The sequence below is a fragment of the Pseudomonas sp. H3_C08 genome (assembly GCF_054669455.1).
In genome coordinates this window covers 5995652-6020891 of record NZ_CP162803.1, presented here as the reverse complement: position 1 = coordinate 6020891, position 25240 = coordinate 5995652, and the positions used below count along the sequence as shown (strand labels likewise).

25 protein-coding genes and 1 pseudogene are annotated in these 25240 nt (G+C 60.8%); 12 read left to right on the top strand and 14 right to left on the bottom strand.

Going from position 1 to position 25240, the window contains the following annotated elements:
• Window positions 1–64: 64 nt before the first annotated feature.
• Together AB4N74_RS27315 and AB4N74_RS27310 are read right to left on the bottom strand one after the other, a co-directional pair.
• Window positions 65–472: a response regulator gene (locus tag AB4N74_RS27315; protein WP_460089761.1), complete on the bottom strand. Its 408-nt coding sequence runs from the start codon at window positions 470–472 to the stop codon at window positions 65–67.
• Window positions 473–543: 71 nt separating this feature from the next.
• Window positions 544–750, bottom strand: a complete 207-nt coding sequence (locus tag AB4N74_RS27310) for a Flp family type IVb pilin (protein WP_095047415.1) — start codon at window positions 748–750, stop codon at window positions 544–546.
• A gap of 338 nt (window positions 751–1088) precedes the next feature.
• On the opposite strand from AB4N74_RS27310, the gene cpaB reads away from it, so the two are divergent.
• From cpaB to AB4N74_RS27270, 8 genes are read left to right on the top strand one after another with little or no spacing between them, the layout of a single operon-like run.
• Window positions 1089–2030 (top strand): Flp pilus assembly protein CpaB, encoded by a 942-nt coding sequence (gene cpaB, locus AB4N74_RS27305; RefSeq protein ID WP_099757905.1) that lies wholly within the window; start codon window positions 1089–1091, stop codon window positions 2028–2030.
• Window positions 2031–2050: 20 nt separating this feature from the next.
• Window positions 2051–3268 (top strand): type II and III secretion system protein family protein, encoded by a 1218-nt coding sequence (locus AB4N74_RS27300; protein WP_093430274.1) that lies wholly within the window; start codon window positions 2051–2053, stop codon window positions 3266–3268.
• Entirely contained in the window at window positions 3265–4455 is a 1191-nt protein-coding gene (locus AB4N74_RS27295) for an AAA family ATPase (protein ID WP_460097812.1), read from the top strand. Before AB4N74_RS27300 ends, AB4N74_RS27295 begins: the two co-directional genes overlap by 4 nt.
• A complete protein-coding gene (locus tag AB4N74_RS27290) occupies window positions 4452–5720 on the top strand; it encodes a CpaF family protein (protein ID WP_093430272.1) in 1269 nt (422 codons plus the stop codon). Before AB4N74_RS27295 ends, AB4N74_RS27290 begins: the two co-directional genes overlap by 4 nt.
• Before the next feature lie 18 nt (window positions 5721–5738).
• Window positions 5739–6623: a type II secretion system F family protein gene (locus AB4N74_RS27285; protein ID WP_093430271.1), complete on the top strand. Its 885-nt coding sequence runs from the start codon at window positions 5739–5741 to the stop codon at window positions 6621–6623.
• Window position 6624: 1 nt separating this feature from the next.
• Window positions 6625–7509, top strand: coding sequence for a type II secretion system F family protein (locus AB4N74_RS27280; RefSeq protein ID WP_093430270.1), 885 nt, complete (start codon window positions 6625–6627; stop codon window positions 7507–7509).
• A 22-nt stretch (window positions 7510–7531) separates the two neighbouring features.
• Complete coding sequence (locus AB4N74_RS27275; RefSeq protein WP_095047375.1) at window positions 7532–8254, top strand: tetratricopeptide repeat protein; 723 nt, start codon at window positions 7532–7534, stop codon at window positions 8252–8254.
• 10 nt (window positions 8255–8264) lie between these two features.
• The gene (locus tag AB4N74_RS27270) at window positions 8265–8537 is read left to right on the top strand and encodes a DUF3613 domain-containing protein (protein WP_095047374.1); all 273 of its coding nucleotides are present in this window, start codon (window positions 8265–8267) and stop codon (window positions 8535–8537) included.
• Between the two features lie 118 nt (window positions 8538–8655).
• Here the strand turns inward: AB4N74_RS27270 and AB4N74_RS27265 are convergent, their stop codons facing one another.
• The 4 genes and pseudogenes from AB4N74_RS27265 to AB4N74_RS27250 all read right to left on the bottom strand — a co-directional run bounded on the left by AB4N74_RS27265 (window position 8656) and on the right by AB4N74_RS27250 (window position 12221).
• Window positions 8656–9018 (bottom strand): DUF6124 family protein, encoded by a 363-nt coding sequence (locus tag AB4N74_RS27265; RefSeq protein ID WP_095126100.1) that lies wholly within the window; start codon window positions 9016–9018, stop codon window positions 8656–8658.
• Window positions 9019–9547: 529 nt separating this feature from the next.
• Window positions 9548–9907, bottom strand: a pseudogene (locus tag AB4N74_RS27260) (DUF6124 family protein); the annotation flags it as partial.
• A gap of 928 nt (window positions 9908–10835) precedes the next feature.
• Window positions 10836–11624, bottom strand: a complete 789-nt coding sequence (locus tag AB4N74_RS27255; RefSeq protein ID WP_460097808.1) for a response regulator transcription factor — start codon at window positions 11622–11624, stop codon at window positions 10836–10838.
• Between the two features lie 126 nt (window positions 11625–11750).
• Window positions 11751–12221, bottom strand: a complete 471-nt coding sequence (locus AB4N74_RS27250) for a prepilin peptidase (protein ID WP_175559554.1) — start codon at window positions 12219–12221, stop codon at window positions 11751–11753.
• Between the two features lie 75 nt (window positions 12222–12296).
• On the opposite strand from AB4N74_RS27250, the gene AB4N74_RS27245 reads away from it, so the two are divergent.
• Together AB4N74_RS27245 and AB4N74_RS27240 are read left to right on the top strand one after the other, a co-directional pair.
• Window positions 12297–12740, top strand: coding sequence for a TadE/TadG family type IV pilus assembly protein (locus AB4N74_RS27245; RefSeq protein ID WP_093430263.1), 444 nt, complete (start codon window positions 12297–12299; stop codon window positions 12738–12740).
• Window positions 12737–15490 carry a PAS domain-containing sensor histidine kinase gene (locus AB4N74_RS27240; RefSeq protein ID WP_460097806.1) on the top strand — a complete coding sequence of 918 codons (2754 nt, stop codon included), beginning with the start codon at window positions 12737–12739 and terminating at the stop codon, window positions 15488–15490. Before AB4N74_RS27245 ends, AB4N74_RS27240 begins: the two co-directional genes overlap by 4 nt.
• Here the strand turns inward: AB4N74_RS27240 and AB4N74_RS27235 are convergent.
• The 5 genes from AB4N74_RS27235 to AB4N74_RS27215 all read right to left on the bottom strand — a co-directional run bounded on the left by AB4N74_RS27235 (window position 15487) and on the right by AB4N74_RS27215 (window position 19994).
• Complete coding sequence (locus AB4N74_RS27235; protein WP_116255835.1) at window positions 15487–17475, bottom strand: pilus assembly protein TadG-related protein; 1989 nt, start codon at window positions 17473–17475, stop codon at window positions 15487–15489. The genes AB4N74_RS27240 and AB4N74_RS27235 overlap by 4 nt on opposite strands.
• A gap of 222 nt (window positions 17476–17697) precedes the next feature.
• A complete protein-coding gene (locus AB4N74_RS27230) occupies window positions 17698–18255 on the bottom strand; it encodes a DUF4136 domain-containing protein (protein ID WP_460089742.1) in 558 nt (185 codons plus the stop codon).
• Between the two features lie 54 nt (window positions 18256–18309).
• Window positions 18310–18930 (bottom strand): DUF4136 domain-containing protein, encoded by a 621-nt coding sequence (locus tag AB4N74_RS27225; RefSeq protein ID WP_460097804.1) that lies wholly within the window; start codon window positions 18928–18930, stop codon window positions 18310–18312.
• Window positions 18931–18942: 12 nt separating this feature from the next.
• Window positions 18943–19692 (bottom strand): methyltransferase, encoded by a 750-nt coding sequence (locus tag AB4N74_RS27220; protein ID WP_116255834.1) that lies wholly within the window; start codon window positions 19690–19692, stop codon window positions 18943–18945.
• Window positions 19692–19994, bottom strand: coding sequence for a MazG-like family protein (locus AB4N74_RS27215; RefSeq protein ID WP_122606447.1), 303 nt, complete (start codon window positions 19992–19994; stop codon window positions 19692–19694). Before AB4N74_RS27215 ends, AB4N74_RS27220 begins: the two co-directional genes overlap by 1 nt.
• Window positions 19995–20239: 245 nt before the next feature.
• On the opposite strand from AB4N74_RS27215, the gene AB4N74_RS27210 reads away from it, so the two are divergent.
• Together AB4N74_RS27210 and AB4N74_RS27205 are read left to right on the top strand one after the other, a co-directional pair.
• Window positions 20240–20533 carry a hypothetical protein gene (locus AB4N74_RS27210; RefSeq protein WP_460097803.1) on the top strand — a complete coding sequence of 98 codons (294 nt, stop codon included), beginning with the start codon at window positions 20240–20242 and terminating at the stop codon, window positions 20531–20533.
• A 159-nt stretch (window positions 20534–20692) separates the two neighbouring features.
• Window positions 20693–22042 (top strand): MATE family efflux transporter, encoded by a 1350-nt coding sequence (locus AB4N74_RS27205; RefSeq protein ID WP_460097801.1) that lies wholly within the window; start codon window positions 20693–20695, stop codon window positions 22040–22042.
• Here AB4N74_RS27205 and AB4N74_RS27200 read toward each other — a convergent pair.
• The 3 genes from AB4N74_RS27200 to AB4N74_RS27190 are packed head-to-tail and all read right to left on the bottom strand — an operon-like array spanning window position 22036 to window position 25051.
• Window positions 22036–22899: an alpha/beta hydrolase gene (locus tag AB4N74_RS27200; RefSeq protein ID WP_460097800.1), complete on the bottom strand. Its 864-nt coding sequence runs from the start codon at window positions 22897–22899 to the stop codon at window positions 22036–22038. The genes AB4N74_RS27205 and AB4N74_RS27200 overlap by 7 nt on opposite strands.
• Before the next feature lie 17 nt (window positions 22900–22916).
• Window positions 22917–23711: a DUF4123 domain-containing protein gene (locus AB4N74_RS27195; protein ID WP_093430255.1), complete on the bottom strand. Its 795-nt coding sequence runs from the start codon at window positions 23709–23711 to the stop codon at window positions 22917–22919.
• Entirely contained in the window at window positions 23708–25051 is a 1344-nt protein-coding gene (locus AB4N74_RS27190) for a type VI secretion system Vgr family protein (protein ID WP_460097798.1), read from the bottom strand. Before AB4N74_RS27190 ends, AB4N74_RS27195 begins: the two co-directional genes overlap by 4 nt.
• Window positions 25052–25240 lie beyond the last annotated feature (189 nt).

The following is a 25240-nucleotide window of genomic DNA, read 5'->3' as shown; positions in this document are numbered from 1 at the left end:
AAAAAACGGATATTCACCCAAAACACCCAAAGCACGGTCGGCCCAGAGGCCGCCGAGTTCAACCTCAGCCAACCTGAACCTTAGGCTTGGGAAACAAATTATCCAAAGTCTCCAACAACCTGACGTAATAAATCGGCTTGCGAAACAGATCCACCACCTGCAACCGCAACAAATCACTGACGTCTTCCATATCCGCATGCCCCGACATCACAATCACCGGCAAATGCTGCCGAGAAGTATGCTCACGCAAGCGCTTGATCAACGACATGCCGGACTCCTCCGGCATGCGCAAATCAGTGATCACCAACGCGATATCGGGATGGCGAGTCAGATGCTGCAACGCCAGCTTCACCGACGTCGCCGTATGACAGACAAACCCCTCCCCCTCGAGCAACTCCGCCAGCTCCAGCAACGCGTCCTCTTCATCGTCAACCAGAAGCAACTGTTGGCGGTGCGGCGAAGACGCGTTCATAGGCAATACCTGAAAGCTGAATGGAAAATCCATTGTAGTGCGATATCAGCCAGGTGCAGCGTTCCCATGACTCAAGGCGTCGGCCGTGTCACAGCCGTACCATCAAGAGACGTCAAAATATTATTGAAGATCGCCAGCACCCTATCGCCAAGAGGGGTTACGAATGCCACAACCACGACGGCGACCATCGCCACCACAATGGCGTACTCGATCGCCGAAGCCCCTTCTTCATTCTTGATGAACACCCGGGCTCTGGACATTAGATAGTCGAAAGTCATGCGAAACATAGGACTGCTCCTTTGCGCCTCTGGCGCTGATGTCACTACAACGGCAAAGACCCACCGTGCCATTTGAGCATTGTCAACAAACCCCCACCCAACAACTGTAAGAACGAATTAACCGGAAAGTATTAATCCAATCGTGTTTTTGCCATCGGCTGCTGTTAATTGGCCAAGACTCATACTTTCGTGAGTTATTTTCCTGTCAGTAATGGCGTTTTGGCTTGGATCAGCTAGCGTGGAAATAGCGAAATAGTTGCATGTTCATAGCTGCCGGATTGGGAACTTCTCTCGTTAGCAATAGCAGTGGGTAGTGCAGCAGGAAAGGGAGAGCCGTCATGAACAGTCGCGTCACCATGGGCCTTGCAGCCATCCTGTTATTGGGAGCCATTTTTGTCGGTTACTGGGGACTGGTACTCAGTCGTCAACCAGCGCCCGTCGCCGTCGCCCCCGTCGCCCCAACTGTCACTGTTGAAAAAACTGTCGCGATCGCCGAAGACCAGACCCGCCAACCCGTGGTGGTGCTGCTGCACGATGTGCCACCCTTCACTGCGCTGACCGCCGCCGATGTAGCGGTGGAAAAACTGCGCAGTGCACCGGCGGGCAGCTTGAGCACTGTCGATCAGGCCATTGGCCGCACACCTTGGCGGCACCTCAGCGCCGGCACCTGGCTGAACGATGAAAGCTTCACCGCCGGCGGTTCACTGGCACGCATGATTCACAGTGACGAACGCGCGCTCACCGTGGCTGTTGACGAAGTGATCGGTGCCGCCGGGCAACTGATTCCCGGCGATTACGTCGATGTCTTGCTCTACCTGCGCCAGGATTCCAGCAACCTCGAACAGTCGGCGCAGATCGTTTTGCCGGCCATGCGCGTGCTTGGGGTGGGTGACCAGTACGGCCTGACCAACGACGGTCAACCGGCCTCGCCGGCCCTGAGTGCAGACGAAAAACTCAAACAGGATCAACGCCGCGTCGCCGCGCGCACCGTGGTGCTGGCGGTGCCGGAGCAACTGCTCAGTCGCCTGATGCTCGCCACCCAGGCCGGCACCTTGCGCCTGGCCGTACGCAGCAGTGAAGAGCAGCGCCTGGCCAAATACTGGGCCGGCGAAAACCAGTCCACGGCCCATCTCGACACCGCCAACCGACAACTCTTCCAGTTCAACCAACTGGCCATGGGCACCGCACCGAAAGCACCGTCCAGTGGTGGTTCCGGTGGCGCCGCACGGCCTGCCGTGGAAATCATTCGCGGCAACCAGATCACCCAACAAAACCCATGACTGCGCAAGGATCCAAGGGCATGCAGAGTCGTTTCAGGCCGACATTCAAACCCATGCTGCGCGCCCTGTTACTGATGGGCCTGTCGATGGACGCTGCGTTCGCGGCAGTCGGCAATTGTTCGGCACTGGGGCGCATGCCGCCAGTGATCGAAATCGGCGAAGGGTTTCAGCAGGACGTGCAGTCCCCCGTGGCGATCACGCGTCTGGCGATTGGCGACCCGAAAATCGCCGATGTCCACGCCAACGGCAGCTCGTCCTTTCTGCTCACCGGTGTTGCACCCGGCGCCACCAGCCTGATGGTCTGGACGTCGTGTTCGAGCGAGCCGCGCCAGAGCATGGTCTTTGTTCAGGGCGCCGCCACTGCCGCGCTGAACAGCAGTCTGCCGTCGGATGATCCGAACCTGCCGTCGCAAGTGCAGACCGATATTCGGTTCGTCGAAGTCAGCCGCACCAAACTCAAGCAAGCCACCGCCTCACTGATCGGTACGCGCGGCAATTTCCTCTTCGGTTCGCCCGGCACCCTGCCGCCGATTGACGGGGTGCCGCAGCCCCGCCTGCCGGTGGACAACTCGCTGTTCAACTTCTCGTGGATCGGCGGCAAGACCATGGCAATCATCAATGCCCTGGAAACCAGCGGCTTCGCCTACACCCTCGCGCGGCCAAGTCTGGTGGCGTTGAACGGGCAGAGCGCAAGCTTTCTGGCCGGCGGTGAAATTCCGATTCCGGTGCCCAGCTCCGGCAGCGACAGCGTGTCGATCGAATACAAGGAATTCGGCATCCGCCTGACCCTGACGCCGACCATCATCGGTCGCGACCGCATCGCGTTGAAGGTCGCCCCGGAAGTCAGCGAACTTGACTTCAGTAACGCCGTACAGATCGCCGGCACCACTGTGCCGGCGCTGACTATCCGCCGCACCGACACCAGCGTGTCGCTGGGCGATGGCGAGAGTTTCGTCATCAGTGGCTTGATCAGCACCACCAACAGCTCGCAGGTGAACAAGTTTCCCGGCCTCGGTGACATCCCGGTGCTCGGCGCTTTTTTCAAAGGCTCGCAGATCAAGCGCGAAGAGCGCGAACTGCTGATGATCGTCACCCCGCATCTGGTGCAGCCATTGGCCGCCGATGCCCAGTTGCCGTCGTTGCCCGGGGAAAAACTGCGCAATTACGACCCGAACTTCTACCGCATGTTCTTCTTGGAAAACGGCAATTTCGACAAGCGCAGCGGGTTATCGCAATGAGCCAGAACCTGAGCCAGACCTTTCTCGCCATCACCCGCAACAGCACCGATCTGGAGTGGCTGCAGGGCGCACTCGCGCCGCTCGGTCAGGTAGTCAGCGCCGGTGGCGGCAGCCTGGATGAGCTGCTGGCGCTGGTGGATGTCACCTTTGCCAGCCTGGTGTTCGTCGGCCTGGATCGCGAACATGTGGTCGCCCAGAGCGCGTTGATCGAAGGCGCGCTGGAGGCCAAACCGATGCTGGCGATCGTGGCCCTCGGCGACGGCATGGACAATCAGCTGGTGCTCAATGCCATGCGTGCCGGGGCCCGGGATTTTGTCGCCTACGGTTCGCGCTCCAGTGAAGTCTCCGGGCTGGTGCGACGCTTGAGTAAACGCCTGCCGCCCGTGGCGCCGAATACGCAACTGGGCGGCCTTACGGTCATGTATGGCGTGCAGAGCAGTTCCGATGGCGCGCTGTTGGCCAACCACATGGCGCTGGTGGTGCAAAAGAGCGGTCAGCAAACCTTGCTGCTCGATCTCGGTCTGCCGCGCGGTGACAGCCTCGCCCTGCTCGGGCTGGAAAGTTCGTTTCACTTTGGCGATGCCCTGCGTCACTTGCGCCGGCTCGACGCCACGCTGATCGACAGCGCCTTCACCAGCGCCGAAGCCGGCCTGCGCATTCTCGCCTACGCCAGCACCGATGAGCCGCTGGAAAACACCAGCGCCGCCGAGCTGTACATGTTGCTCAGCGCCCTGCGCCAGCACTTCCAGCACATCGTCGTGAACCTCACCGGGCAGACCGACAGCGAGGCGTTGCGCACCTTTGTCAGCCATTGCGACAAGTTGCTCTGGTACACCGACCAAAACGTACTCAACTGCCGACGCAACCTCGCGGTGCTCAATCTGTGGCGGGAAAAAGGCATGAAGCTCGACCACGGGCGGCTGCTGATCGACCGTTACTTGAGCAACGTTGCGCCCAATTCGGAAACCCTCGGCAAGACCTTCAATCTGGAAGTGATCGCCACGCTGGCCCTCACTCCAGAAGTGCGCCTGAACGCAAAAAACCAGGGCGTCAGCCTGTTCGAACTGGCCCCGCGCGAAAAACTTACCCAGAGCCTGCGCGCCCTCGGTGAGCGCTTGGCCAAACGTTCCGAGGGTCTGGCCAAGCCCAAAGTCACCTGGTTCGACCGCTTGCGAGGCACCTCATGAGCGCAGAAAAACTCTTCGGCGCTGCGCCCCGCAGCAGCGGCGGCAACAGCGATCACGAAGGCCTGAAACTGGTCCTGCATCGCTACATCATCGACGCCCTCGAAGAGTCGGGCAAAAACCTGCTGGAAGGTTCTCGTCAGCAACTCGCACAGTTCGTCACCGACAAGGTCGCCGAGTACATCGCCCGTTTGCATCTGGCGATTTCCCGCTACGAGATGGAGCGGCTGGCCGAAGAGATCGTCGACGAACTCACCGGTTTCGGTCCGCTGGAGGTGTTGCTGCGCGATCATTCGGTGACCGAGATTCTGGTCAACGGCCCGCATCGGGTATTCATCGAACGCGACGGTGTGCTGCACCAGAGTGACCTGCGGTTTATCGATGCGCATCACGTCGAACGCGTGATGCAGCGCATCCTTGCACCGCTCGGACGGCGCCTCGACGAGTCCTCACCGATGGTCGACGCACGCCTGCCCGATGGCAGCCGGGTCAATGCGATCATTCCGCCGATTGCCCTCGACGGCCCCTGCCTGTCGATCCGCAAATTCCGCAAGGACATGCTTAAAAGCAGCGACCTGATCGCCATGCAAACCGTCGACCTGTCGATCTTCGAGTTTTTCCAGGATGCCGTCGGCAAGCGCTGCAACATCCTGATCAGCGGCGGCACCGGCACCGGCAAGACCACGCTGCTAAATATTCTCAGCCAGTTGATCAACCCGCACGAACGTCTGGTGACCATCGAAGACGTCGCCGAATTGCAGCTCGGCCACCCGCACGTGGTGCGCCTGGAAACCCGTCCGCCGAATGCCGAAGGCCACGGTGAAGTGAAGGCCAGCGACCTGATCCGCAATGCCCTGCGGATGCGCCCCGACCGGATCATCCTCGGCGAGATACGTGGCGTCGAAGTGGTCGATGTACTCACGGCGATGAACACCGGCCACGACGGTTCGATGAGCACCGTGCACGCCAACAACGCCCAGGATGCCCTGCTGCGCCTGGAAACGCTGGTCGGTCTGACGGGCCGTTCCATCGCCGAACGCACCCTGCGCCAGATGATCTGCGCCGCCCTCGACGTGATCATCCAGTTGACGCGCATGCCCGACGGGCGCCGTTGCGTCAGCGAGGTCGTGGAAGTGGTCGGCATTCGCGAAGACGTTTACGTCACCAATACTCTGTTCCGCCTCGACCGCCGCAGCGGTTTCGGTTTCCTGCGCGAAGCCGTCAATCCGGCCGGCGACAAGCTGCGCCACGAGACACATCTGGGCTGACGGCAAGGAGCATCGAGCATGCTGGGAGCGATCATTCTCATTGTTATCTGCCTGACGCTGCTGGGGCTGTCGATTCGCCTGTTTTTGCAGGGTCTGCGCAAGACCGCCACGGAAAAAGTGCTCAACCGTCTCGCCGCCGGACAACCGCAACTGGCGCCGGAAAAACCTGTGTGGGTCGGACTGGAGCGGATGTTTCTGCGTGCCGGACTGGGCCGCCCGACCGAGCGTTTCGGCCTGTGGCTGAGTCTGTGGGCGCTGGCGATAGCGCTGGGGTATTTTCTTGCTGACTGGATCGGCCTGCTACTGATGATCGTCATACCGCCACTGCTGTTGCGGCTATACATCGCCATTCTTTACCAACGCCGGATCAAACGCATGATCGAGCAACTGCCGCAGTTGCTTGATCACACCGTGCGTAGCCTGAAGTCCGGGCGCACCCTGAGTGACGCGGTCATGGGCGGCATTGAAGCCAGCGAAGATCCGTTAAAAACAGCAATGGGCCGGGTCCAGCGCAACGTACAACTGGGGGTGAACCTGCCCGATGCGGTCAGTGATTTTGCCGAGCTGTATGAACAGGATGAACTGCGCATGTTCGCCCTCGGCCTGAAGGTCAATCATCGCTACGGCGGCAACGCCAGCGAGCTGCTGGAGAACCTGATCAAACTGATCCGCGAACGCGACCAGGGCGCCCGCCAACTGCGCGCCCTCACCGGCGAAACGCGGATGACCGCGTGGGTGCTCGGCTCATTGCCGCTGCTGCTGGTGAGTTACTTCATGCTGACCAACCCCGGCTACATGCTGGGGATGTGGAACGACGCCAGTGGTCAGCACATGTTGATCAGCGCCGCCGTGCTGCAAGTGGTCGGCAGCCTGGCGCTGTGGCGCATGTTGAGGAGCGTCTGACATGGTCTGGCTCGCGGCACTGATGTTGCTGCTCGGCGCCTTGATGCTGGTGATCAATCACCTGCTGATGGAGCGGCGCCGGGTGCGTCAGATCAATCAGCGCCTGCAAGGACAACTGGTGCGCGAGAATCGCTTCGGCAACTGGTTGCGCGCATTGGGCAGCAGTAAGTTCGGCCAGCGTTCGGTGAGCATCGACAGCGAAACCCAGACCCTGCTCAACCGCATCGGCTGGCGCCGGGCCAATGAACGCGCGCTTTTTGCGGCCTGCCAGATCGGCACGCCGCTGCTAACGTTGGGTTTGGCAATTTTTCTGCAAGAGGTGTTTTTCCCCCAGGCTGACAACCGCTGGATCGTGCCGATGCTCGCTACCGGCGGCGGTTATCTGCTGCCTAAACGCTTGCTGGCCTACGCGGCGGCACGCCGGCAGCAAACCATCGCCGTGGAGGTGTCGACGTTCATTCCGCTGCTGCGCATCCTTTTCGAATCCGGCATGGCAGTCGAACAAGCCCTGCGTGTACTCAGCATCGAAGCGCAAAAACTGTTGCCGGAACTGACCAGCGAACTGCGCCTGATCCTGACCCGTGTCGACTCCGGTCTGGAACTTGGCCAGGAGTTGAACAAAGCCGCGGTGATGCTCGCCGTGGACGAATTCAGCGACACCTGCGTGATCCTGCAGCAACTGATTCAACAGGGCGGCGGCGCGATGAAATCGCTGCTGGCGCTCAAGCAACTGCTCGATGACCGACGCCTGACCCGCCTGCAGGAATACATCTCGAAAATGTCGGCGAAGATGTCTGTAGTGATGATGCTGTTTCTGTTTCCGGCACTGCTGATCGTCCTCGCCGGCCCCGGCTTCACTGCGATTGCCCGGGCGTTCGCAAACTGACCTTGCTCATGGAGAGCGTTTGATGAAAGTACTGATAGTCATGGCAAGTCTGTTGCTGCTCGGCGGTTGCGCCACCGACGGCCAGGCACCCTGGACAGCACTGCTGTCACCGAGCAGTTGCAGCAAAATGACTCAGGAGCAGGAACTGGCCCTGAACCTCGCCGACAACCTGGCCAACGACGGCAAGTTGCACGCCAGCCTGGCCAACCTGCAAAGCCTGCCGGACAACATCAGCGAAGTGCGCCTGCGCAAAGCCAAGGTCTATCGTCTGCTCGGCCGTAGCGAAGCCGAGCCGCTGTACCGCGGCCTGCTCGGCGGCTGCCTGACCGCCGAAGCCGAACACGGCCTCGGTCAGCTCTACGCTGCTCGCGGCGACAACGGCCAGGCCCAGGCCCACCTGCAACGCGCCGCCCGCCTAGCCCCCACCGACGAAAAAATCCGCAACGACCTGGGCGTGGTCTATCTCAATCAACTGCGCCTCAACGATGCGCGCTTCGAGTTCCTCACCGCCATCGAACTCAAGCAGAACAATCAATTGGCGACACTGAACATGGTCACCCTGCTGCTGTACCAGAACGACTGGCCACAAGCCGCCGAAATCGTCAGCCGCGCGAAACTGACCCCGCAACAATTCACCGAAGCCCAGCAACGCGCAGAAAAACTCAAAGCCCCGGTCAAGGCCAAACCCGCCACCAGCAATCAAGTGGCCGCCGTCGCTGACCCGTTGCCGCCATCGCTCAAATAAGGAGACAGCCATGCATCCCTTCAAAGGCCTGTGCTACCTGACCCTGCTCAGCCTGCCCCTCAGCGCCACCGCCATCGACGCCGGCCCCGCCTCGGCGCAACAACAGGAAACCGAAGGCTGGCTGGTCCTGCAAAGCCGTAACAAAGCCGCCTCGCCAAAACCCCAAACGGCGACCGCGACCGAACGTGATCTGGCGATGCAGCGCTGGTTGAAGAAGTACAAATACGAGATTCCGGATTTTTATGATCCGGATGCGGGTGGGAAGATCGAGAGCAAGAATTAGTGAGGCGGTGACCTTGCGAGCGCTTTCGCGAGCAGGCTCGCTTCCACAGGTGGATTGCATTTCCAAATGTGGGAGCCAGCCTGCTGGCGATGAACGATGACGCAGTGTGCCTGCCGGATCAGGTCTGCGGATCCACCCGATCCAGTGCCCGGTTTACCGCCAGCTCGGCCAGCATGATGATCTGCTGAATCGCCAGCGCGGTATTGCGTTCCGGGCGGCCCAACTGATCGGCAAAGTTACCGGCCAGTGTGTTGGCCGAAGCCAGGGATTCGCAGGCATGGGCGAGCAGGCTTTCGGTATCGATTTTCGGATGGATGAGGAACATCGTGGTGGGTTGGTGGGGTTTCGCGGGTTCGGGGCAGAGGTAGAAATCGAGGGCGCGTTTGATGGCCTCGCGGTTCTTGACGAGGTCGTCGGCGCGGATAGCTTCTTCGAGTGGGGTCGTGGGTTCGGTGGGTGGGTCGGGGATCAGTTTGTCCATAACAACTCCTACTTGGCTGAGGAGCCAACCTTTGTCGTTTCCACACGACAAAAGGTGGCAGCTGTACGCAGGGTGGAAAACCGATAAGTAGGCAACCGGCCAGACCGAAGCCTGCCCGCGCACAGCCGCCGCGACACAGTTTGCAGACGAAAGAAGATGCCGACAATGATTGCGGTAGCGATGCAACGCATCTACTTGAAATTCAGGTTTCCACACCCGGTCGCTGAATTGGCAGCGACAGCCAGAGACTAGAGAGCGCACGTCCGACGGACAACCTGAAAACCGTGTGGGAAGGTTCCGGTTATCTGCCACACATTTAAACAGCCAAAAGCCAACCCTCACCCTAGCCCTCCCGAAACTTCGGACCGCCCATAGGGAGAGGGCTGGGCGGGCGGCGTTTCCGATGAGGGGCGAATCCAACGCAAATCAGAAGCCGTCCCCCTGTGCTCTCCCACAGCTGAAATGCATTTCAAAATGTAGGAGCGAGCCTGCTCGCGAAGAACGATGACGCGGTGTGCCTGGCGGGTAAGGTCTGTGGGTACACCCGATCCAGTGCCCGGTTTACCGCCAGCTCGGCCAGCGTGATGATCTGCTGAATCGCCAGCGCGGCATTGCGCTCCGGCCGACCCAACTGATCGGCAAAGTTACCCGCCAGCGTATTGGCCGAAGCCAGGGATTCGCAGGCATGGGCGAGCAGGCTTTCGGTATCGATTTTCGGATGGATGAGAAACATCGTGCTCGGTTGGTGGGGTTTCGCGGGTTCGGGGCAGAGGTAGAAATCGAGGGCGCGTTTGATGGCCTCGCGGTTTTTGACGAGGTCGTCGGCGCGGATGGCTTCTTCGAGCGGGGTGATGGGTTCGTGGGGTGGGTCGGGGATCAGTTTGTCCATTGAAACAATTCCAAAGTCTTTGCCACCACCCACTGCCATTCTCACGGGGCAAAAGGTGGCAGCTGTATGCGGGGTGAGAATACCGGTTATGGACACCCGGCCAGACCGAAGTCTGCCCGCACACAGCCGCCATGACACATTGCAGACAGCAGACAAGCTGGCGGCGATTATGCGTGCACAGAAACTGGATGACCATAAACTGCCGGGTTCTCACACCCGATCGCTGAGTGTTCAGCGACAGTCAGAGACTAGAGAGAGCACGTCTGACGGACAACCTGAAAACCGTGTGGGAAGGTTCCGGTTATCTCCAACAAATTTAAACAGCCAAAAGCCAACCCTCACCCTAGCCCTCTCCCGGAGGGAGAGGGGACTGACCGAGTTGGCTGGGGGAGCTACGCCGACGTGAAAGACCGAGTCGAATTCAGACTCTGAAACAGATCAAAAGCCCCTCACCCTAGCCCTCTCCCAGAGGGAGAGGGGACTGACCGAGTTGTCTGGTAGAGCTACGCCGACATGAAAGACCGAGTCGAATTCAGACTCTGAAACAGATCAAAAGCCCCTCACCCGCTCCTAACCACTCAACAGGATGAGCGTTAGCTCGGCTGCAGCTTTTGATCTGCTGGCCCCTTCGGCAGGCTGAGTGGAGGGATTTATCCGGGGGTGGGAGCGCAGCGACCGTTTGGCGAAGCCAAACACATCGAGAGGAGGTGCAGCGAAGCAAACCGTAGACGATGCCCCCGGATAGATCCCGGAACGAAGGAACCCCGAGCCCTAGCGAGGGGCCGAACGCCGGGGCCCAGCCTTTTGGTTACTTTTTGGCGTCTGAAAAAGTGACCCGCTGTAAGAGCGGAACCGCCAGCAGCAACACCCGCAGCAACGGATATTCACCCAAAACCCCAAGAACCTGGTCGGCCCACAGGCCGCCAAGTCAATGCGCCGTAACCCGCTGCCGCAAAGCAGAAGCACTAGGCGACAAGGCCAAAGCCAACTGCGTCCGATTATGCATATGCGTCAACCGCAACACCTGCGAAACATAAAGCTTCACCGTGTTCTCGGTAATCCCCAACTCACAGGCAATCTGATAATTGGTCTGCCCCTTGCCCACCAACCGCGCCACATCCAATTGCCGCGGCGACAACTGATTGAAAATCTCCGGCATCTCCTGAGCCTCCGCCTCGGCAGGCTCACCGCCCAACACATCACGAACCACCGCCGAAGGACTACGACGCACCTTGTCCAGATCCTGATAAAGGTCATCAATCGACTCAGACAGATACTGCAACTTCTGATTCAAATGCCCCAATTGCAGATTCTTCTGCCGCTCCTGCAGCGCCGCCTCCTGACGCCGCACCCCGTCGAGCAACTCATCCAGATCAATCGGCTTCTGATAATAATCGGCAATCCCGGCACGCAATGCCTTGATCACATCCTGCTTGTCGGCACGCCCAGTGAGCATGATCGCCTCGAACACCCGACGCTTGCCCGCCAAACGCTGCAACGCCTGAATCAGTTGAATGCCATCCATGTCCGGCATGTGCAGATCACTCAGCACCAGACCGATTTCCGCGTCCTCACTGAAACGCTCGATAGCCTGCAGACTGGATTCGCATGGCACACAGCGATAACCGTTGCTTTCAAGAAACTCGCACAGCTCCTCCACGATCAACGGCTGATCGTCGACCACGAGGACTTTTACCGCAGACGTAAGCTTGTTCACGTGCTACTCCATGTCCCAGGCCAAAGCTGACCATTCCTGTACTGCCAGCCTTTGGCTGTATAACCAGTTCATTTGAAAGTAGACGTACTTTCCGACTATGTACATAGAACTAGTGGCGCTTGGCGACTAGTGGATCCAAAGCATAACGAGCACTGCACCGACCAGCACGAACGGTGCAAATGGCAGCTTTTTTGACATGCCGGGGGCCAGATATCGCAGACGTTCTCTAAGCCCTTGACTCATATGGAGCCAGACTCTTGGCGCCAGCAGCATCCAGATCAGGCTGGCGACGCCCGCCCCCATAAATACGCCAAGAATAAACAGACCGTCCGTCGCAAGACCGAGGGCTGTCATTAATTTCACATCGCCGGCGCCCATGCGCCCCATGAAAAAACCCGGCAGGGTCAGCGCCAGTGCGATCAGGCAGGCCCAACCGCCCTGCCCCGCCTCAGCGCCCAGCCAAGTGCTGCCGGTCCACAACAGCCAGATCAGCGCCAGCGCCGCCGCACCGAGCGTCAGCCCATTGGCAATGCGTCGCTGGCGGGCATCTTGCTCCGCGCACAGGCCCAGCCAGATCAGGAGGAGAAAACTGTACATCCGGTAAAAACCGTCCATTTTTGCGGAATGATTCTATGCTGAGACTACGCAGTGACAGTCAGGGTAGACGCACTCATGAAAACCGGCTTTCGCAAGTCGCAAAAAGGTGCGGTGGCGATTGAGTTCGCCTTGGTGTTCATCATCTTTTTCGCCGTGTTTTACGGCCTGGTCAGTTACAGCCTGCCCTTGGTGATGATGCAATCGTTCAATCAGGCCACGTCCGAAGCCGTGCGCCGCAGTGTCGCGGTCGATCCCAACACACCCAACTATTCAACCGTGGTGATCAACACCGCGAATGCCACGCTGACCCAGCAATTATCCTGGATCCGTCCGATCTTCAACCTGGTGGTCGGCGTTGACACCAGTGTCGAATACAGCGCGACGGGCCTGCTGACAGTGCAAGTGAATTACCCGGTCAGCAAGCTCAATCAGGTCATGCCGTTTCTGGTTCTGCCGGGCATCGGCACGGTACCCAGCCTGCCCACCTACCTGACCGCCAAGTCGAGTCTGCAATTTTGACGTCGGGAGACAAACTTTTCGGGCGTTTGCTCAAACGCACACCGCCCGCCGCCCATGAGTTGCCCGACCCACTCGGTTCACCCGCAACAGGCTTGCACCTGTACCTGAACGACGACGGTGACGTGCTGCAAATGGCCGGGCCGCTGCGGCATCTGCTGGCGCAGTTCAAGACTCACGATCGACCCTTACCGCTGAGCGCCTATCTACTGCCGCACAGCACACTGACCATCGAAGGTCGGCCAAGGGAGTGGCAGGGGCTTTTGCTTGATCTCGACTTCTTCGGTCTGGGCGAGCAGACCGTGCACGTGCGTGGCTGGATTCAACCGCTGGGCGAGGGCTGGCTGATGCAGTTGATCGATATCGCCGACTTGTTGCTCGAACGCCAACAATCGCGCCAGCGTGATGCCTGCCAATTGCTCGCCGGGCAGATCAGCGAACAGTTGCGCGCATGCAGCCAGGCGCGGTTGCCTACGATCGTCAGCGAACAATTGCAAATGATCGCCCAGCGCTGGCACATCCCTTGTCTGGCGCTGGCCTTGCTCGATGATGAGCAGCAGGGCTGGCAGATCTATCGTCAGCATCGCGCCCACGATGCGCCGAACCTGTGGCACGACCAGCAACGTCTGGGCACGCCGCTGGACAGCCTGAACGGTGCCGCGCCGCAACGTGTCGGCGCGCATCAGGGCCTGGATGAACATTCGCGAGTGCAGGTTCTGTTCGGCAGTGCCGAAGGTTTCGCGGTGCCGTATAGCGATGAACACGGTGTGGTGGCCTGGCTGCTCTGTGGGTTTTATCCCGTGGACAGCGCCGCACCATACCTGACCGAGCGTGACTGGATGGCACTGCTCGGCGCGCTGGCCGGGCCGTTGCTCGGCCGCCTGCGCGAACAGCAGCATCACTTGCAACTGGAGCGCATCGAAGCGCTGCAAACCCTATTGGGTGCAGGCTGGTGGGAGATTTTGGCAGGCGACAAGCACATTCAACTGGCACCCGCGCTGGCGGCGGTCTTGAACGTGAACCCTGGCGGATTACCGCTGGAAGACTGGCTGACGCAAATCCATCCCGCCGACCGCGACGAGTTGCGCAGCCGTCTGCACGCTTTGCAACAACACGGTGAAGCCCTGACGCTGTCGGTGCGTCTGCACGACGGCAATCCCGCGCAAGCGCCCACGTGGTATCGCGTACAGGGCCAACTGATTGGCAGCGGCGAGCACCGCAGGCTGGTCGGTTTCATGCTCGACATCAGCGACATCCAGAACCAGCAACAACGGGCCGCCGCCGCGCATGCGCGGCTGGACAACCTGATTGCCAGCTCGCCCGCGGTGATTTACGTCCAGCACTACCAGGAAGGCGCGCTGATCCCGGCGTTCTTCAGTGCCAGCCTGCAACCCTTGCTGGGCTGGAACCTTGAGGACTGCAGCGACGGTGCTCTGGTCGAGATGATCCATCCCGAGGATCGCGAGGTGTATTTCGCCCGCAGCCGCCAGTTGCTGCGCGAAGGTTCGGTGCGCAGCCGTTATCGACTGCGCGACCGTCGCGGCGAGTATCACTGGTTGCTCGATGAAGCCCGTCTGCTGCGCAATGACCTCGGCCTGCCGGTCGAAGCGGTCGGTTTATGGCTGGACGTCACCGAGGCGACCCTGGCAGCCGAACAGGTGAAAAAGAGTGAAGAGCGCTATCGGATTCTGGTGGAAGACTCGCCGGCAATGATCTGTCGCTATCGCCCGGATCTGATTCTGACCTTTGGCAACCGGCCGCTGGCGAAGTATCTGGAATGCACGCCGGAGGAACTGCCAGGGGTCGATCTAGGCAGCTGGATGTCCGAGGAACAACGTACTGCGTTCGTCCAGCGTCTGGCTGCACTGACCGTGGAGCAACCGGTGAGCACCGCGGATATCAGCCTGCAACTGCCCGGCCGCGAACATGCCTGGTGGGTGTGGTCCGATCGCGGCGTGTTCGATGAGCACGGCCAGTTGATCGAAGTGCAAGCGGTAGGCCGCGACAACACCGAGGTGCGCCGCTCGCAGCAGCAACTCACACAAAGCGCGAAAATGGCCACCCTTGGCGAAATGGCCACCGGCCTCGCCCATGAAATCAATCAGCCGCTGAACGTGATGCGCATGGCCATCGTCAACGTGCTCAAGCGCCTGGGCAACGGCGATGTGCAGGTCGATTACCTGACCGACAAGCTCAATCGCATCGATGCGCAGGTGCAGCGTGCAGCGAAAGTCGTCGATCACATGCGCGTATTCGGCCGACGTTCGGAGATCGAGCAGCAACTGTTCAACCCGGCCTCGGCCATTGAAGGCACGCTGTCGCTGCTGGCCGAGGGCATGCGCGGCAAAGGCGTGGATTTGCGCATCAGCGAGACCGGGTTCGAGGTGCAAGTGCGTGGCTACGTCGATCAGCTTGAACAGGTGTTGATCAATCTGATGGTCAACGCGCGGGATGCGTTACTGAGCAAACGCGAGAAGGACTCAAGCTTCAAACCGTGGATCTCAATTTACGCTGAACGTGATGAGCAGCATGTGCGACTGTGGGTCGAGGACAACGGGGGCGGCATCGATCCGCGTTTGCTGGAGCGGATTTTCGAGCCGTTTTTCACCACCAAACCCATCGGCGTCGGCACCGGGCTGGGGCTGTCGGTGAGCTACGGCATCATCGACAACATGGGCGGCGAGTTGAGCGTGCGCAACTCGGTGGAGGGCGCGCGGTTCTGCATTGAGTTGCCGGTTGCCGTGGACGCCTAGATCACCAGATAGGCCTTGCCGGTCTGGCCGCAGGTCATGTTGGCACCGACGTCGACATCCATCAGGTTAATGCCCAGGCCTTTGAGCAGGTTGTTCAGCAGCGGGTCGAGCAACGGGCTGACCAGGTTGGTCACCACCGGCAGCAGTTTGCTGGTGACATCACTGATCAACGAGGCAACGCCGGTAACAACGGCACCCAATGGATTGCTGCCCTGGGGTTTGTAGACGATCAGGTTGATCCCCGCGAGGGTGTTCGACAGGCTGCCGACGATGTTGCTGGTGGGTGCGGCTGACTGAATGCTTGGGGGTAATTTGAGGTTGGCCGGGGTGGCGAATGGCGTAGCGCTGGAGAACACCAGATCCTGAGTGTTTTGCGCAACGCTGGTGTCGAGCATGATCGCAATGCCGCCAGCGCCGTATTGAATATGGGTGGAGGGGTCGCAAGTCCCGATGCCCAGAATTTTGTGGCAGGTGACGATTCCCAGATCAACCAACGGTAATGGCGTGACAGTCGGTTCGGCGGCCGAGGAAAAGGCGTTGGCAGGGTCGATCTTGCCGAGTTTGAGGTCGGCAATGGATGTGATGGTGTGGGCAGTCAGGCTTTTCGTGCCTGTTGTCCCGGTTGGGCAGCTGTAATCGGTGACATAGCTTTTCGCGCCACCAGCATCCAGGCTGATGTCAATTTCGGGGGATGGCAAAAGGAGTGGGTCAAGTTGCTGGCAACCGGCGCAGGCGACCGAACTCAGGACTGCTACCAGATTCAGACTCAGGACTGCATTGAGCGTCGGCGTCAGTCCCGCGACCAATCCCAACACCGCATTGGTCAGTCCCGTGACCCCGGACAGCACCGGCAGATTCACTGAGACCAGCGTGCGCACCTGCGCCGTACGCACATAAATCCGGTCCGGCCCGGTCGGATTGACCTTGGCCCGCGCCGGATCGCCAATGGCGGAAAACTGCGGCGGCTCGATCACTTTCACCCGCACCGTGACATTCGCCAGCCCGAGCACGCTGATCGGCAGCGTCGCCGCCACCGCACTCTTGCTGTTGGCCAGTTGCACCACGCCCTGAATCAGTTGCAGCAGTTGCAGATTGGCGTCCAGCCCTGCTGCCGTGGTCCCGGTCTGCAATTGCAGGATGTCACCCAGTTTGACCGGCGCCGCGTTGACCGCCGCCACCTGCAATTGGCCCAGCGCAGTGATTACCTGGGCCGTCGCACCATTGAGTTGCACCACCGTCGCGGCGGCCTGAATCAGTTGCGTCACCGTGGCCTGGGTATTGAGCAACTGCGTGTAGTTGCCGGCCGCGACGTTGAGATTGATCGCCAGCTGATCAAGGTATTTCAGCAAGTTGATATCGGTGTTCAGCAGGCCGTCCCAGCCTAACGCGGTGAGGTTGACGTTACCGCCGAGCAGCCCGGAAAACAGCGGATTGAGGATGTTCGACTGGGCCGTATCGATGCTCGCCAGCGTGCTGCGAATATTCAGCTGGGCGACCGTTGGCTGCGGTTTGGCGGCCACCGCCGAGGCATTCAGCGTGGTATTGAGACTGACCGGTGTACCGCTGAACAAGGCTTGTACGCCGCCGGCAAAACTGGTGATCACCGTGCGACTGGCGACGACTTTGACCGCAGCCATTTGCGTGGCATCCACGGCGAACGTGCGTAAACCGCTGGCGGCAGTCACCAGGGTGCCGCACGTGGTGGCGAGGGTGTTGCTGGCGTCGACAACGTAGCCGTTGCGCACGGCGCTTTGCCCGGCGTAACTGGCAGCGCTCAGCCCCGGCAGGCAATTGCCGCCACGACTGACGGCTTCGAGGGCGGCGTTGTCCACCACCCGCTGCAATTTGCGTTGTTCCATGTACAAGCGGCCGGTGTCGACCACCAACAGCAGCATCACCACCGCCAGACTGAGGGTGGCCGCCGCCATCAAGCCAATCGCCCCGCGCTGCCGGGCCGGGCTGGTGAATCGCGAACGAGGCGACATGGCGCACTCCTTTGCCGCAAGCTCCATTGGTGCAACTGAGTGTAGACGCGCCTAATGGCAACGCACCATTTCGAACAGACAAACATCCCTGCTCGCGAAGGCGTCGTGTCGGATAAATAACAGTTGAATGACACCCGGCTTTCGCGAGCAGGCTCGCTCCCACATCAGAATTTAGGGTGGAACAAAAAATGGGAGCTCAACAGCTCCCACTTTTTAACGGATTCAGCGCGGTGGATAGTTGGCCAGAATCCGCCCGACAGTCTCGCGAATGGCATTGCTGCGATCTTCGGGATTCGGCTTGCCGGACAGCATCTGCTCATCGCTGCCGCGCCACACCAGTTTGCCGTCCTTGCCGTCGAGCAGGTCGATCTGGATGGTCGCGACCTTGTAAGTGATGTTGCGCGTTTCGTTGTACATCGGCGCGCCCCAATAACCGTTCCACGGGCCACCCCAACCGCCGCCATAGTTGGTCGTCACTTGCTGCTGACGATCCTCGACGATCAGATAAGTCTGCACATTCAAGTCACCCTTGGCCCCCGCCGCCGCAGGACGCAAACCGCGCTGGTCGAGCTGATCGGCGACGGCCTGGCGGATGCGCTGTTCGGTCAGGTCGCTTTTGATTCGTGGATCATCGGGGCGATATTGCAGGGCGGGGTCTTTCCAGCTCCAGCTGCGATAGGCGGCAAAGTCGCGGCTGGCATCGAAGTCGTGGTTGACCTGGTTGGCGGCGCAGGCGCTGAGCAGCGCGGCCATGGCCAGTAGAGCGAGACGGCGGAACATGGTTTTTCTCCGGTGGAAGACATGAACCTGCGGCAGCTTCCCGTTGGCAGAAAGCTAACTCGGAGGATACGCCGACATGGCCTTTTCCACAGCTTCGCGGATCGAATCGGTGCGATCGATTTCGCTGCCCTTGTTCGCGGTTTCGGCACTGGCGCTCCAGACCGGTTGCCCGCTGCCGGCGTCGAACAGATTGACCTGCACCACCACGACCTGCTCCGAATACGTGCGCACGATCGGCACCGTGTTGTACATGCCATAACCGCGACCATATCGATCGTAGCCGCCGTATCCGCCGCCGTAGTAGCCGTAGTCGTCCTGGACCTGCCGCAAACGGGTTTCCAGCCGCAGATCGGCGCTGACCAACAGGTCGGCCGGGCGGTTGTCGTGCAACGGGCGCAAACCGCGCTGATCGAGGGCATTGCTCACCGCTTCGGCCACTTGCGCCGAGTCCGCCCACGCCGTACCCGGCGGCAACTGCCCGTTGAGCCAGGCCCAACTGCGATAGCGTCCGTAGTCACGCGGCGGCGCCGGGTAAGCGCTACGGTCGAAGGTGGTGGCGGCTTGCGCCGGCGCCGGCGCCGGCGGCAAGGGCCGCGACTGCGCCACGTACGGGTTGCTGCCCTGGCAGGCAGCCAACCCCAGACAGATCAGCAATAACCCGGATTGAGCTTTCATGTCGCGCTCCGATCAGATCGGCCGGCAGATCCAGTGCAAGTAGCGCCCAAGCCCGGCGAAGCTTGGGTGACGGCGGTGAGCGAGCTCCATCTCGAGCAAATCCGCGAGTTCGGCGCGGGCCTGGAATTCCACCGGCATGTAGTCGTGAAAAACCCGGATCCCGCTCTGGGTTTCGACCTGCCACAGGCCTTCGAGTTGCGTTGCCAATTCCCGTGGGTCGAGAGGCTGCTGCGGGGTCAGGCTCTGCTTTTCCCCAGCCATGCTGTTCTTGCGCATTTTCTTGAAATGGCCTTTGAGCAGGTTGCGGTAGATCAGCGCATCGCGGTTGTAGAACGCCAGCGACAACCAGCCGCCGGGCTTGGTGAGTTGGTGCAGCACCGGCAGGATCGCGTGAGGCTCGGCGAGCCATTCGAGCACGGCGTGGCAAATCACCAGATCGTACGGTTCAGTGAGTTGCCCGAGCAGTTCCTGCCACGGCGCCTGGATGAATGTTGCGGTTTGCCCGGCGTCGGCGAAGCGCTGGCGCGCGCCGTCGAGCATCGGTGCGGCCGGCTCGGTGAAAGTCACATCGTGACCGCGTTCAGCCAGCCACAGCGACATGTGGCCGAGGCCGCCGCCAATGTCGAGCACTCGCAACGGACGATCCGGCAGTGCCTCGATTAGGTCGGCCTGCAACACCGCGAGGCGAATCGCGCCTTTCGCACCGCCATAGATTTTTTCGGCGAACCGCGTCGCCAACTGATCGAAATGCCGGTCGCTCATCAGTTGAACCGCCGTTCGCTGTCGGCAAGCTTGGCGCGCACCACTTCATTCATGTCCAGGCCCAACTCGCTGCACAGCAGCAACAGGTACAACACGATATCGCCGACTTCCTGCCCGGCGTGGGCGAGTTTGTCGGCGGGCAACTGGCGCGACTGGTCTTCCGTCAGCCACTGGAAGATTTCCACCAGTTCGGACATTTCGACACTGGCTGCCATGGCGAGGTTTTTCGGGCTGTGAAATTGCCGCCAGTCATTACGGTCGCGAATGGCGTGCAGGCGTTCGGTCAGTTCAACAAGGTTCATCGGGTTCTCCTGAAGGCGTATAGCTTCGGGGGGATACCCACCAAAGGCAAGCGGCGCAGGTGATCTAATGTGGGAGCGAGCCTGCTCGCGAAAGCGCTGTGTCATTCAACCCATCAGTTAACTGATCCACCGTATTCGCGAGCAGGCTCGCTCCCACACAGAATGGGTGCAAACCTTCTATCATGCAGGGAACTCGGCCACCCGCGTTGTGGCCCAAGGCTCAGCTCTTTCATCAGGATGCACACATGCAGGTAGAAAGCTTTTTCGAATGGCTCGGGCAGGCGCTCGGTTCAGTCATCCGCTTTATCGTCGATGGCCTCAGTGGTTTGTTCAACATTCTGAGCAATGCCGGTGGCAACTTTGTCGACGGCCTGGCCAAAACCCTGGGCATGGACACCTCGATCATCAGCATCATCGCCCTGATTGTCGGGTTGATGCTGTTGTGGTCGGCGATTCGGGCGTTCATGAGTGCGTCGATCATTGCCGGGATCATCTGGTTGTTGCTGGGGTTGTGGTTGCTTAGCTGGATTATTCACTAGCGCCACAAAACCTTGTAGGAGTGAGCCTGCTCGCGATAGCGGTGTGTCATTCGAAGCTGTTTTGACTGAACGGACGCTATCGCGAGCAGGCTCACTCCTACAGTGAATCGCGTTTCAGGCCAGAGGAATCGCTACAATGCCGCTCCCCAAGGAGCCCGCATGTCCACTCTGATCGCCGACTGGCGCGACCGCCCGACGCACCGCAAGGTCTGGGCACTCGCCGCGCCCATGATTCTGTCGAATATTTCCGTACCGTTGGTGGCGCTGGTCGACAGCACCGTTATCGGCCACTTGCCCCACGCCCATCAATTAGGCGCGGTGGCGGTCGGTGCCAGCCTGTACACATTTCTCGCCTGGGCTATGGGCTTTCTGCGCATGGGCACCACCGGGTTTGCCGCGCAAGCCGCCGGGCGCAGCGACGGTGCGGCGTTGCGGCAGATTCTGTTGCAGGGCTTGCTGCTGGCGATGGGACTGGCACTGGTGCTTGGCACTTTGGGTGTGCCGCTGAGTGGTGTTGCGTTGCACTTCATGCAACCGTCGGCGGAGCTGGATCAACTCACCCGGGACTTTTTCCATACACGCCTGTTCGGCCTGCCGGCGGCGCTGGCCAGTTATGCGCTGGTCGGCTGGTTCCTCGGTACGCAAAATGCCCGGGCGCCGCTGGCGATTCTGCTGACCACCAACCTGATCAACATCGTCCTCAATCTGTGGTTCGTCATCGGCCTGGATTGGGGCGTGGTCGGTTCGGCGCGGGCCTCGGTGATCGCCGAATGGAGCGGCGCCCTGCTCGGCCTGCTGCTGACCCGCAAGGCGCTGCGCGCGTACCCGGGGCACATCGTCTGGGCGGCGCTGAAAATCTGGCAGAGCTGGCGCCCGTTGCTGGCGGTCAACCGCGATATCTTCATCCGCAGCCTGGCGCTGCAATCGGTGTTTTTCCTGATCACCGTACAAGGCGCGCGACTGGGTGATTCGACGGTGGCCGCCAACGCGCTGCTGCTCAATGGCTTGCTGCTGACGGCGCATGCGCTGGATGGTCTGGCCCACGCCGTCGAAGCCTTGTGCGGACACGCCATCGGCGCCCGTGATCGTCTGGCCCTGCGTCGCTCGCTGGTGGTGGCAGGCGGCTGGTCACTGATCGCCAGCCTCGGCTTCGCCATGCTGTTCCTGCTGGCCGGGCACTTGTTCATCGAGATGCAGACTGACATCCAGAGCGTGCGCGACACCGCGTTCGTCTACCTGCCCTACCTCGCCGTGCTGCCGCTGATTGCAGTCTGGAGCTACCTGCTCGACGGTTTGTTCATCGGCGCCACCCGCGCGCGGGAAATGCGCAACGGCATGCTGATCACCGTGGTGCTGTTATTGCCGTTCGCTTGGGCGCTGCAAGGTCTGGGCAATCACGGGCTGTGGATATCTTTTCTGCTGTTCATGGTGTTGCGCAGCCTGACCCTCGGTGCGCAAGCCTGGTGGCTCAAGTGCAACGATGGCTGGTTCAGTGGCGGCGTTCACTGACTCGGCGTGTGGGCGATAAACCCGACCACCTGATCGAGCACCGGCGCCAGACGCCGCAACGGCCGCGACAGGGTCGCTACCAAGGTTATGTGGCTGGGCCGCGAGTAATACAAATCCTGCGCCGGCACACCGGCCTCGCGCAGCTTGCTCGCAAGGCCACCGGTGTTGCGCGTCGGGTTGACCAGATCATCCCGGCTTGCCGCAATCAACAGCGCAGGCGGTGCGCCGCGACTGACATGGTTGATCGGCTGCGACTGCGGCGGTGAATCCGGCCAGAAGAACACCGGGCGCACCTCGGGATTCTTGATCGGCAGAAAATCATACGGCCCGGCCAGACCGATCCAGCCTCGTACATCCCTGGGCGACATGCCCACCGCCGCGAGCCATTCGCTGTCCAGCGCGAGCATTGCCGCGTTGTACCCGCCCGAGCTGTGTCCCATCAGATACAAGCGCTGCGGGTTGCCGGAAAACTCGTGGATATGCGCTTTGGTCCATGCCACCGCACGCGCCCCGTCTTGCAGGAACAGCGGATAGCGCACCTGTGGATACAAACGGTAATCCGCCACCACGGCAACAATCCCTCGGGACGCCAGCGCTTCGCCGACAAAGCGGTAGTCGACGCGCGAACCGCTGTTCCAGCTGCCGCCATAGAAAAACACCACCACCGGCGCGCCGGGCATCGGCTGATGCGGCACATACACGTCGAGCTTCTGCCGCGGATCGTCGCCATAGGCGATGCCCACGGTTTTGGCGTACGTGCTGTCCGGAGTCAACGCATTGAGCAACTGCACCGGCGAACAACCGCCCAGCACCAGCAGCAACACGATCCCCCACCCTTGCCGGAATAAACCTGCCATACGCGCCGAACCTCGCCTCAGGACTGATCGCTGCGCCACTGGCGCCGCACATGGTCAAGCCTCTGCTGTTGGGTCAGCCCCACCGGCGGTGGCACCAGCACGGCTCGCGGATGCAGCAAGCGTAGCCATAACCAGCCATCGAGCACGGTGCGGTCGCTGAATCCCAGCGTCAGGCCTTGATGCACATGGGAGGCCATCGTCGCGTAATCGGTTCCCAGCGATTGGCACCAGCGCCAGATATGCTGCTCCAGCAAGCAGGTTTGCAGGCGTTCGCGCTGGCGCCGGGTCAGGCTTTCTTCGATGCTCAGCGGCTCGACGGCTAGCCCCGGGTTGCGCAACTGCTGCCAGCCCAGACTGCCAATGGCCCGGTCGGCCCAAGTGCCACCGAACCAGCGCAGCTGACGAATCGGCCCGAGCCAGCGGCTCAGCTCAGCGGCATCGCAGGCATCGAAAAAATAGCTCGCGGTCTGCCGGTTGTAATAGCTGAGCAAAGCCCGGTGGTTCAATCCAAACGACACCGTGAGCATGCGCTGCAAGTGACTCAGCAGTTGTTGCGCCGCAACCTCACTGCTCAGCAACAGCCCGCGCCAGGTGTTCGGGTCGCTGTGACACAACGCGGCCAATGCCGGGCAGTCACGCAGCTCGATCAACACCGGGCCGTGCTCGCTGACCGGTTCGAACTCAGTGCCTTCGAACAGGCTGAAACACTGCACACCGGCAAAAGCCCGGTGCAGGGTCAGCAAGGCCTGCGGTGCATCCGGGCCATCGAGCAACAGCCACTGCGCCATGGGCTCAAGCGCCGCGCCATTCATGTTGCGCCGCTCTGTTCAAGCGCGGTGACCAGTCGGCAACTGCACACCGATTGAGCGCAATGGTTGAAACTGCCGCCGCCGGGGATCAGGCACAACAGCAGCAACGGTTCACCGCAAGTCAGCAGTTGCTGCAAGCCGTCACTCACCAGGCTGTCGGGCAGAGGCAACGGCAGGTCATCATCGGTGTCGGCAACGGCGGATGGCGGCTGCAGCACGCCGCTGATCATCGGCTGATCCGGATCCCCCTCGAAGAAACTCACCACCACCTCGACACCCTCGCTCAGCGCCGCCATGGACACCTGCGTCAGGGACGGCGCAAGCGGTAGCCAACAATGACTCGGGGCGGCCCCTTCGCCCTGATAGAGCCAGTCGAATTGCACCGCCACCGGACGCATCCGGTCAGGCTGCGGCTCATCGACCGCCACCACCCAGGCCCGTTGCAGGCTGTGCATGCGCAGGCGCGATGACGCTGTAGCCGATGTGTACGGCACTTGCACCGTACCGAACAGGCGGTTGACGTAGGGAGGTTCACGGGAAGGATCGGCGCGATGTTCAATGCGTGTGAGCAACCACGGCCGATTGCATTCAGCGAAGGGATGACCGGCCAACCGCAGCCAGTGACCGCTGCGCAACGCTGGCAGTTCACTCTGGCCTTCAGCCCGTTGCACACCCGATAAACTGCTCCCGATTGCACTTTGCAATTGCCATTGCCGCAACGCGGGTGACCTATCTTGCCCGTCGTCCGCGCGCGGATACTGCGCGGTACCGGCCACGGGTAACTGCGCCGGATCATCGGCGAACACCAGGCAATGCCGGTCGCGATCGTGTTCAAAGTAATAGTGAATCCGCGCCTGCGCGCACAAGCGCTGGAGCAGTTGCAGATCGGACTCGCGGTACTGCGTGCAGAACGTCCGGGCCGGGTAGCCGCCGGACAGATCGAAGCGGCGCTGGGCACCAACAATCCCGTGCTCCCTGAGCACTTGTTCGATGATCTGCGGCACCGAACGGCCACTGAAGATGCGCTGGCTGAAGCGCAGCGCGAGGCAACCGAGTTTCGGCCCCAGACGGATCCGGCTCAATCTCGAACCCTCTGCGTGTTCATGCTGGACAAGGCTCTGCAATTGCCCGTGCACGCCCTCCCCCGACGGCCCGAAACAGAGGAACGCCGAACGGTATAGCAGGCCGGCGAGATCCAGGTGCGGATCGTCGATCAACACATCGATCTCGAACACAAAGGATTCGCTGAGGGCTTCGCTACCGGTAAAGGCCAGGACTTCGAAAGGGTCGGACAGGCCCGCTACATCGAGACGAAAGGACGACTCGTTGACTGGTTCGAACATGGGCGGATCTCTACAGGAGGGGCGGTCGGGGATTCTCGCCGAGAGCCATGGCCGAGTAGAGAGCTGAAGTACAACTTAGGAAATGACCTACGCGAAAAGCAGACCGGATGACTTTGCTGGCCGGGAATGCCATGGATTTCGCGAAGATTTTGGGAGATATCCCACCGGATCATCCGAATTTTCCGCCAC

Bases quoted from the DNA above. Each gene is read 5' to 3' on its own strand.
- AB4N74_RS27315 (WP_460089761.1), bottom strand. From the start codon at position 472: ATGAACGCGTCTTCGCCGCACCGCCAACAGTTGCTTCTGGTTGACGAT.
- AB4N74_RS27310 (WP_095047415.1), bottom strand. From the start codon at position 750: ATGACTTTCGACTATCTAATGTCCAGAGCCCGGGTGTTCATCAAGAAT.
- cpaB (WP_099757905.1), top strand. From the start codon at position 1,089: ATGAACAGTCGCGTCACCATGGGCCTTGCAGCCATCCTGTTATTGGGA.
- AB4N74_RS27300 (WP_093430274.1), top strand. From the start codon at position 2,051: ATGCAGAGTCGTTTCAGGCCGACATTCAAACCCATGCTGCGCGCCCTG.
- AB4N74_RS27295 (WP_460097812.1), top strand. From the start codon at position 3,265: ATGAGCCAGAACCTGAGCCAGACCTTTCTCGCCATCACCCGCAACAGC.
- AB4N74_RS27290 (WP_093430272.1), top strand. From the start codon at position 4,452: ATGAGCGCAGAAAAACTCTTCGGCGCTGCGCCCCGCAGCAGCGGCGGC.
- AB4N74_RS27285 (WP_093430271.1), top strand. From the start codon at position 5,739: ATGCTGGGAGCGATCATTCTCATTGTTATCTGCCTGACGCTGCTGGGG.
- AB4N74_RS27280 (WP_093430270.1), top strand. From the start codon at position 6,625: ATGGTCTGGCTCGCGGCACTGATGTTGCTGCTCGGCGCCTTGATGCTG.
- AB4N74_RS27275 (WP_095047375.1), top strand. From the start codon at position 7,532: ATGAAAGTACTGATAGTCATGGCAAGTCTGTTGCTGCTCGGCGGTTGC.
- AB4N74_RS27270 (WP_095047374.1), top strand. From the start codon at position 8,265: ATGCATCCCTTCAAAGGCCTGTGCTACCTGACCCTGCTCAGCCTGCCC.
- AB4N74_RS27265 (WP_095126100.1), bottom strand. From the start codon at position 9,018: ATGGACAAACTGATCCCCGACCCACCCACCGAACCCACGACCCCACTC.
- AB4N74_RS27250 (WP_175559554.1), bottom strand. From the start codon at position 12,221: ATGTACAGTTTTCTCCTCCTGATCTGGCTGGGCCTGTGCGCGGAGCAA.
- AB4N74_RS27245 (WP_093430263.1), top strand. From the start codon at position 12,297: ATGAAAACCGGCTTTCGCAAGTCGCAAAAAGGTGCGGTGGCGATTGAG.
- AB4N74_RS27235 (WP_116255835.1), bottom strand. From the start codon at position 17,475: ATGTCGCCTCGTTCGCGATTCACCAGCCCGGCCCGGCAGCGCGGGGCG.
- AB4N74_RS27230 (WP_460089742.1), bottom strand. From the start codon at position 18,255: ATGTTCCGCCGTCTCGCTCTACTGGCCATGGCCGCGCTGCTCAGCGCC.
- AB4N74_RS27225 (WP_460097804.1), bottom strand. From the start codon at position 18,930: ATGAAAGCTCAATCCGGGTTATTGCTGATCTGTCTGGGGTTGGCTGCC.
- AB4N74_RS27220 (WP_116255834.1), bottom strand. From the start codon at position 19,692: ATGAGCGACCGGCATTTCGATCAGTTGGCGACGCGGTTCGCCGAAAAA.
- AB4N74_RS27215 (WP_122606447.1), bottom strand. From the start codon at position 19,994: ATGAACCTTGTTGAACTGACCGAACGCCTGCACGCCATTCGCGACCGT.
- AB4N74_RS27210 (WP_460097803.1), top strand. From the start codon at position 20,240: ATGCAGGTAGAAAGCTTTTTCGAATGGCTCGGGCAGGCGCTCGGTTCA.
- AB4N74_RS27205 (WP_460097801.1), top strand. From the start codon at position 20,693: ATGTCCACTCTGATCGCCGACTGGCGCGACCGCCCGACGCACCGCAAG.
- AB4N74_RS27200 (WP_460097800.1), bottom strand. From the start codon at position 22,899: ATGGCAGGTTTATTCCGGCAAGGGTGGGGGATCGTGTTGCTGCTGGTG.
- AB4N74_RS27195 (WP_093430255.1), bottom strand. From the start codon at position 23,711: ATGAATGGCGCGGCGCTTGAGCCCATGGCGCAGTGGCTGTTGCTCGAT.
- AB4N74_RS27190 (WP_460097798.1), bottom strand. From the start codon at position 25,051: ATGTTCGAACCAGTCAACGAGTCGTCCTTTCGTCTCGATGTAGCGGGC.